Here is a 7,252-nt window from a genome sequence, read left to right as displayed (position 1 = left end):
ACTGCGAGCGCAAACTGGAAACCAGCGCCCAACTCGTAGCGCTCGCCTTCCTGTCATTGTTATTACGGAGACACTGAACAGGTTCTAAGGTGCTCGGAGCTATTCATCCATCACTTGCAACACTTCACGACCTCCCTCTGTACGTCTTCCTATTGGTACTCATCTTGACGGGCGCCTTTATGCTGGGCTAGGCCAGAAGTTTCTATGGGATGCGGGGCAGTCCATGCAAGGCCCAGAAGTGCCTGCGAAATCGGGATCTATTCAACGAGTTGTGCGGATGCACTAGATCTTAGATGCGCAACTAGGCATCCACTTTGAAGTGGTTTCGCCCTTTGAACCATAAATCCTTTTTGCTGAAAACAGATGGATGAAAGACTCGTGAGGGATGTGCTCGCCACGAAATGATCTGATCCTGCAAATAGCCGGCAGCGCGCAGCGCTTTCACAGAGTCGGTGCAGGTGCAAAATGCAATGATTTTGTCTTCGGCGAGTTTGCGAAGCAATCGCAAATCTTCGGTTGCATCACGCCGTACTGAATCTTTCTTCCATTCCATTTCATACCAATCCGACCCAGCGCTTTCCTCACCGGCGGGGCGTAGATATGGAATGCGATTGTGGAAGATAAATGCGCCGCCGTCAGTGCGAACGAATTTCGCAGCATCCGCCTCAGCGATCGGAGTGTCCCAAGCCATGACTCCTGATGCGCTGACTCGAAAACGTCGCATTATCCAAGCCCAAAGGTTGTGCCAATATTTATCGTAGGGATTTTCCTTGTCGTATGGACCGTCGAAGGGGTTCCGTAGATATTCAAACCACCGGTTGGTATTGCCTAATCCAGAGATGGAATACCAGTCCAGTCCAAGAAACAGGTAGTAGTGTGTTGGCCGTCCTTCTAGTTGGGCCAAGGACCAATCGGTATAGGGATTTAGCCCAAAGGAAAATCCCTGCTTTGAATGCGAAAAGTCAGGCGCGAAATACCGGTCATTCTTTGAACCGGCGACGTTTGCACGGTGTAGCTCGCGCACCACTTCGCCCTTGTTGTAATCGTTGCCAAAAGCCGCGTTTGTAAGAACATTTACACCGTCCATACCGGAATACCTGTCACTTCTTCGGATTGTTTCGAGCAGCGGCACTAAGTTGGCGAGTTCGTATTTCTGAAGCATGAAAACAAATTTGCGTAGATTGAGCTCCAGGCGAATTAGCAAGCACCTAGCGCTGAAATTTTCGTTATGGGCAGATTGGCAGCCGAAGTCTTAGCTACATGCCGGGCGGCTTTCATCCCTTGCCGAGTTTAATTCAAGGTCGTTCATTTTGCGTGGCATGAGCTATACGGTGGCAGGACGACTATTTCTTCGTCCAAGCCTCTGTAGCATCCCAAGTGGACGCAGGAACGGACTAACGGCATTTGTCTTGCATTTTGTCAACCAAGTTACAATGAAGGAATGTTGACGGAGCCGTGATTTGAAGCGGTTTTTGTACGGTTCCCCGTTATTTGGCAGCTAACGAGACCGTTATTACCTACCGCATCAGACAACATGACGACTCAGACGACAGGTTTCCAAACTACTTACGGCCAACTCAAAGCCCATGCTGCCAACGTCCAAACTACACGGGGCTTCTCAAAACAACAAGTGATGAACTTCGCCAGCGCCATCAACGGCTGGATGCGGCGCCTCAACCTCCAAGATTCCGACCTCGTTGGGGACGAGCTTGGCCAGCGGTTCAATGAACATTTTCAGAAGCACGCCGATTATCTGGATGGCCGGGTGTCTACACGCACCGCACGCGATCAAGCGGAGAATCTCCTGACATGGCGTCGCTTTGCCGAAGAATGCAAGCGTGTCGATATGCTCCCAGCCGCACCATGTGCCCATTAATAATCAAGAACATTCCGTCGCCTGCGATGCCTGTCGAACAGGCACTAACTGCGTCAGCGCCGCTACCGATTCCGGGCCAACTGGCTCCCCGCCTCACCACAACCCCGCTGCATCAATCGGCGTTCGCGGTTTTGAGCGTGACGATACGCGACAACCGTAAGCGCATCGTCGAGTTGGCGGAAGAGAAGTCGCTGGAACTGGATTCCGATGTTTGCCAGAAGGCGCGATCTGACCTGACGAACCCGCGCACCAGGTTGAGCGCAGAGATTGCATGGCTTCCCGGCGTCTCGCCGCGAAAAGCATCCCAGCTGGTTGAAAGCCTGCTTCAGAATCCGATGGGGGTGAGGCAGGAATCCGGCCTACCTACGCTCGCGCACCTGAATCTGCTCGCAGCTGCTTTCGAAGCCGTGGACGAAGATTATGATGCGGTTGACTTGACCAGTTTTATTCAGGACGTCGCTTACCTCGCAGACGACCTCGTTCCAGAAGACGTTCTGCGGGACATCAATGAAGATCGCGCCGTCTCCGGGTTCCCCGAAGTGCGAGCCCTCGATCAGATCGAAGCCGAACTGGCGGAGCGCATGCGGTACTACCGTAGCGCCATCAAAGATGCGCACATTTGATAAATGGCATATCGCAATCTCTCTTGGTTTGATAGCGCTGATGTTCTTTAACGGATGAAGCGAGAGGATGCGATTATTATCAAGGCAAGGCATGTCTTAGGAACCGCGTTTAGCTTAGCGTTGGATGTCAGCTTTCTGGAACGGGCGACTTCGGCTTTGGGGCGACTGCACGTGGTCACTATCGAACAATGATGGTCTGCAACCTGACATAAAGCAGGCGAGGTTAAGTAGCGACGACGCGGCGCGGTGCGGCCATAAGCAGAAATTCACCCTTTAGCGATAGTTGCCGCTTGAATGGCTGCTGTACATTGCACTTTGCCTCAAGACGTGTATGGCAAGCCCCATATCCTTGATGGAGCTTGCCACGAAACTACCGTTATTACTTGCTCGGTGGTTTGTTTCCGCGGTGCTTACCGGATGTTCCGCCGGTGCGGCTCGGCCAGTTCGGATTGTTGGGGGCCGCGTAAGTACGATTTGCCATGAGGCCTTCCTTTCATGAGTTGAGTTGAAATTTGGCATCCTGTTGGACGTACACTATGCTCACATCGCCTTTTTGGCAGACGGTAAACATTATTCTGGAGCTAGATCAGCACTTCTCTTTGCTAAAGGGGTACTGTTTTCAACAGGATCAAGGAGAATTCGATGACCCACTACCGGAAACTGACGCAGTATCAAAAAGCTGCGTTAAAGGCTGCAACTTTAGCAGCGAATAACACGTCACCAGCTGAAGCATGGGATATAGCAGCCCATGAATTTTGCGGTACACCTTCCTCTGCCGAGAAGCCTTGTCCAAAATCTACTTTCCTTGGACTTGCCGGTGCCGGGCTCATCAAGGGCATCAGCCCAGGGCAGTACACCACGTCAAACAAGAACGCGATATATGCGAAAGAGGGGCTGGCGCTCTTGCATATTGATGAAACCCTTGCAATGCGACCTATGGAGTTGTGGCGCCGAGTGATGAATGGAAAGGCTACAGACTACAATCAGCAAATGCATGTTGTGACCGCGCTATGGCGTGAAAAGAAGTTCGTGGATCAACCCGCCTGAATTGCGCGAGCAGAGTGGAGCACTTACGTCAGCAACTTGTCGAGACAGCTATCGCGTGGGAACGAGCTTTCGGAAACGCTCCCATGATCACCGCTACGTTGTCCGAGTATGATGCGGCTCGCCTAGTTGGGATGTCGATTGAGCAGTATTCCGTTTGCATGCAAGGCGCGACCGCGGTACAGCGTGGGTATGACTTCAGGTTCGAGGGGAAGCGCTACCAGATCAAAGGCAACAGACCAAGTGGAAAGCCAGGAAGCTTTGTGACGATGGTGCCCAAAGCAACCAACTACGATTGGGACCGTCTGATCTGGATCCTGTATGACCCGCAATACAGGATCGTAGAGGCGTGGATGTGGGAGGTGGACGAGTATAAGGCTCGCTTCGACCCCATTAAGCGTTTGTCGCCAACGCACTACCGAGCCGGCCAGCGTCTTAGATAGCTTCCCCCATACTCCATTGACATCCCGTCGTGGGTCGAGGAGCTGATTGACCTGTTTGCCTATATCGGACGCCGCTTCAAACTGCGCGAGATGCAGGAGCGGGCACGGGATTATCTGATTGGCCTGCTCAGGCTGGTGCAGTGCAAGAACGGCTGGCAGCTTGCCAATGTGTCGAATCACCTGTCACCCTACAGGGTGCAACATTTGCTGGACCGGGCACGGTGGGATTGCGCCGGGCCGCGTAATAATCTGGTCGATTACATTGCCCAGACACTGTGCGATGAAGACGGCGTGCTCATGGCGGACGAAATCGGTTTTCTGAAGAAGGGCCGATGCTCGGCCGTCGTGCAACACCGGTATAGGGGCACCGCCGGACGTATCGAGAATTGCCAGATAGGCGTGTTCCCCTCCTATTCCAGTGCTCATGGACGCGTGTTGCTGGATTGCGAACGAGCAAGTTTGCAGAAAAAATGGCCCCTCGACTGGTCCGTATTTCCTAAATCGGATCACCTTTTTTCTTTTTATCGACTAACTCCTTCAATAGTGGGAAGATTTTGGTATCCCAGCTGGAGTAGCCATATTCGTTGGCGATACGCTTGCGGTCGACAAAGATGCGAAAAGAGGGCACGCCCAACTTGGCGTTTTTTCGTTCGAGACGGCGCCACAACCAGTCCAGATCCGCCGGAAAATGCTCGGGCAAAAATGGGAGGGCAAGGGTGTCTTTTTCGACGATGTAATAGCGGATCTGTTCTTTATCAGGCCATCGCTCAAGATCGCCGCGTCCGCCAAGCGATCCTTTCCATCTCATGCAGAAACCGCAATCCTTCGCTGAGAACACGACCAAGATGATGTCAGAATTTCGACCGCTTTTTTTGCCGGCATCGTCATCCTCGTTGGCAAAAGCTTGTCCGAATCGTCCCGCTACCAATACGAGGGCCAATCGTCGCAAGAAGTCTCGTCTGCAGCAACTATTCATGATCGCTTCTCTGTTGATGCGAAATGGTGCTGGAACATGTGCGATGAACGAGACATCCTGCGTCATCCTGCGTTTGCATTTCCCCGCAAATAGCTCCTTCAGTACGCGTTAAAAGCCAGTGCTGTAGCTGCCGCCCTTCACCACGAAGTTCAAGCTCGTGGTCGCGCCATTCGCATCCACATAGTTGAAGGTATTGCCGAGGTTCGAGGAGTCGTTGCACGAGACTGCAGTAACACGGCCTGTACTTCTGATCCCAGGTATAAACCAGTCATCGCCCACTTTGGTAAAGTCGTTCGCTTGACGCGAACCGATTTTGCCAAGGATGCCAAGCGATAACGGCGGCGCGATGTCACGCCCGAAGGCGAGCACATCGTTTGAAACCACGCGCATTGAGCCGTCTGCATCCGACCGTTCAGTCACTTGACAGGTAATTGCAGCCTCGACCTTGTAGATCCTGACATTTCCAGGGCAGTTACTGTCACAACCGTAGCGAATACCGATACTCACTCCCGGCACATTCGCACGCGTCTCCGGCGTGAACGTGACTTGCGCTGAAATGATGGAGGAAAACTGTACCGTCACAGAAGCGAGGCTTGATACGCCGGTGGATACATCGAGAATCTTGATGAGCGCCGTGCCAGATTTTACTGCCGTGACTGCGCCCGTTTTTTCATCCACGGTCACAATGTCTGGATTATTGGATGAAAACTGAAGATTCGCTGGTCGTGCCGTTTTTTGGTCGCTAGCATCGAGCGCAACCAGATTCGGCGTCGTGGTTTGCCCAACAGTGATAGTCGGCTCTGGATCGAACATGAATTTACGGGCGCAGTTGACAATCCTTACTCCGCCTGAACTACTGCTTTCACAAACTCCCACTGTTTGTGCGGGCAAGCCTATGGCTGTGCGAAACTGAATAATCTCGAACATGATGCCGAAATCATTAGCCTTCTTTTTCGTATCAAAAAAATTAACTACAATGCCCGTCAGTCCATTGACGAATGTCTCGTTCACATTTTTCGTATTTCCTAAATCCGTGCAGTCATTGAGTGCGCTTTGGATGTTGCCGAACGTAACCACCTTCCTAATGTAGCTTGTAAAGGTGGACAGGCTAGGTGAACTGAGAATTGGGTCCATATCTTTGGGTAAAAGAAACTTTTTAGCAATGGTTGTGGTGCATTTCGCTACCTTATCCGAAGAAACCACATTACCAGCCGCTAACGAAATGAGATCAGATGCAATTGTCATGATGGTTGCGCGTGAGCTGACTTCATTCTGCTCGATCGTTAAGTTGAAGCCATTGCCCCCATTATTGGGAAGAGTAACGGTTTTAGGGGAACCGGTAAGTCGGCTAGAGGTTTGCGTACCTTCGAGCAAAATAGGCTGGCTTGCTGCGCTACTTGTTAAGCTCCATGCTATAAGGGATTTATTGCTCACCAAATAACTGTCATTCGTAACCTCTACTTGATCAATACTGCTGCCATTTAACCCAAAGGGAAATGGCGATGTTACGGATGGCGACACCATTACCGCGGCTAGCTGGGTTGTTGCGGATGAAGCTTGCGCCGCCTCCAAGCGTTGAACGAGAGACGGCCTCAACTGGACAAGGACTTCAGTTATCGCGTCAAGGACAGCTGCGTTCGAGGCAGGCGGCGTTGTGCTCTCCAGCGCAATGGCAATAGCTGATGCGAGGTCCTTGAAAGAAGGGGTGGCACGTATGTCTTCGTTTATTTGACTTGCATTGACTGTGTCCGGCAATACGCCAATCGCCAGCCTTGCCAAAGAGATCGCAGTAGACTCAATGCTCAAAACCGTGTTGGCATCCCTTGTTCGAGCGGCCAATAGCACATTGCCCTGGGCATCCATGGCAAACACCATCGAGTCACCATTACTATCTGCCGTCAACATTGGTAGTGTAGAACTGGGGATACCCTCACCGACTGGACTCACCACTTTGGTCACTGCTTTCGCAATGGATGCTGGCAATGCCGGGTCAAGGGTGGCATCGGTAGACATTGTAGTAATTCGAACAGGCGTAGTTTGTTCACTGATGCCACCCGCACTGGGAGATCCAGGATTGTTGGTGGCTATGTCGTTGCTTCCCGTATCTGCCGAGCTACCACCTCCGCCACCACATGCAACGAGCCCCAGTGTCGCTACCAAAAAGGCAAAAATATAGTGGTGAAACGTAGGTCCGAAGGTGCTTTTTATTGCCTTCATCATGCAATAGCTCCATTGGATAGCTACTTGAAATTTTGCGCCCCCGACGAAGCACAACTCGGCAAGAATGCAT

7 protein-coding genes and 1 pseudogene are annotated in these 7,252 nt (G+C 51.9%); 5 read left to right on the top strand and 3 right to left on the bottom strand.

Features of this window, described 5'->3' with window-relative positions; all coding sequences use genetic code 11:
- Positions 1-301: 301 nt before the first annotated feature.
- The gene (locus tag TSA66_RS00325; RefSeq protein WP_040038501.1) at positions 302-1,162 is read right to left on the bottom strand and encodes a hypothetical protein; all 861 of its coding nucleotides are present in this window, start codon (positions 1,160-1,162) and stop codon (positions 302-304) included.
- A gap of 372 nt (positions 1,163-1,534) precedes the next feature.
- Here TSA66_RS00325 and TSA66_RS26615 point away from each other — a divergent pair, with 372 nt between their 5' ends.
- From TSA66_RS26615 to TSA66_RS28140, 5 genes and pseudogenes are all read left to right on the top strand, one after another.
- On the top strand, positions 1,535-1,876 hold the full coding sequence (locus TSA66_RS26615) for a hypothetical protein (RefSeq protein WP_157691525.1): 342 nt from the start codon (positions 1,535-1,537) through the stop codon (positions 1,874-1,876).
- 26 nt (positions 1,877-1,902) lie between these two features.
- The gene (locus TSA66_RS27240) at positions 1,903-2,499 is read left to right on the top strand and encodes a hypothetical protein (RefSeq protein WP_040038499.1); all 597 of its coding nucleotides are present in this window, start codon (positions 1,903-1,905) and stop codon (positions 2,497-2,499) included.
- Between the two features lie 642 nt (positions 2,500-3,141).
- A complete protein-coding gene (locus TSA66_RS00310) occupies positions 3,142-3,546 on the top strand; it encodes a DUF6979 family protein (RefSeq protein WP_052451955.1) in 405 nt (134 codons plus the stop codon).
- An 83-nt stretch (positions 3,547-3,629) separates the two neighbouring features.
- Positions 3,630-3,986: a hypothetical protein gene (locus TSA66_RS00305; RefSeq protein ID WP_232429355.1), complete on the top strand. Its 357-nt coding sequence runs from the start codon at positions 3,630-3,632 to the stop codon at positions 3,984-3,986.
- A gap of 90 nt (positions 3,987-4,076) precedes the next feature.
- A pseudogene (locus TSA66_RS28140) lies at positions 4,077-4,457 on the top strand (transposase); the annotation flags it as partial.
- 25 nt (positions 4,458-4,482) lie between these two features.
- Here the strand turns inward: TSA66_RS28140 and TSA66_RS27495 are convergent.
- Positions 4,483-5,028, bottom strand: coding sequence for a hypothetical protein (locus tag TSA66_RS27495; protein ID WP_040038496.1), 546 nt, complete (start codon positions 5,026-5,028; stop codon positions 4,483-4,485).
- 42 nt (positions 5,029-5,070) lie between these two features.
- Entirely contained in the window at positions 5,071-7,182 is a 2,112-nt protein-coding gene (locus TSA66_RS00290) for an Ig-like domain-containing protein (RefSeq protein WP_157691524.1), read from the bottom strand.
- Between the last annotated feature and the right edge of the window lie 70 nt (positions 7,183-7,252).

Origin of the sequence: Noviherbaspirillum autotrophicum, assembly GCF_000818395.1 — a bacterium.
Classification (GTDB): Bacteria; Pseudomonadota; Gammaproteobacteria; order Burkholderiales; family Burkholderiaceae_D; genus Noviherbaspirillum; species Noviherbaspirillum autotrophicum.
The sequence above is the reverse complement of the archived record's forward strand: the minus strand, read 5'-3'. Positions and strand labels throughout refer to the sequence as shown.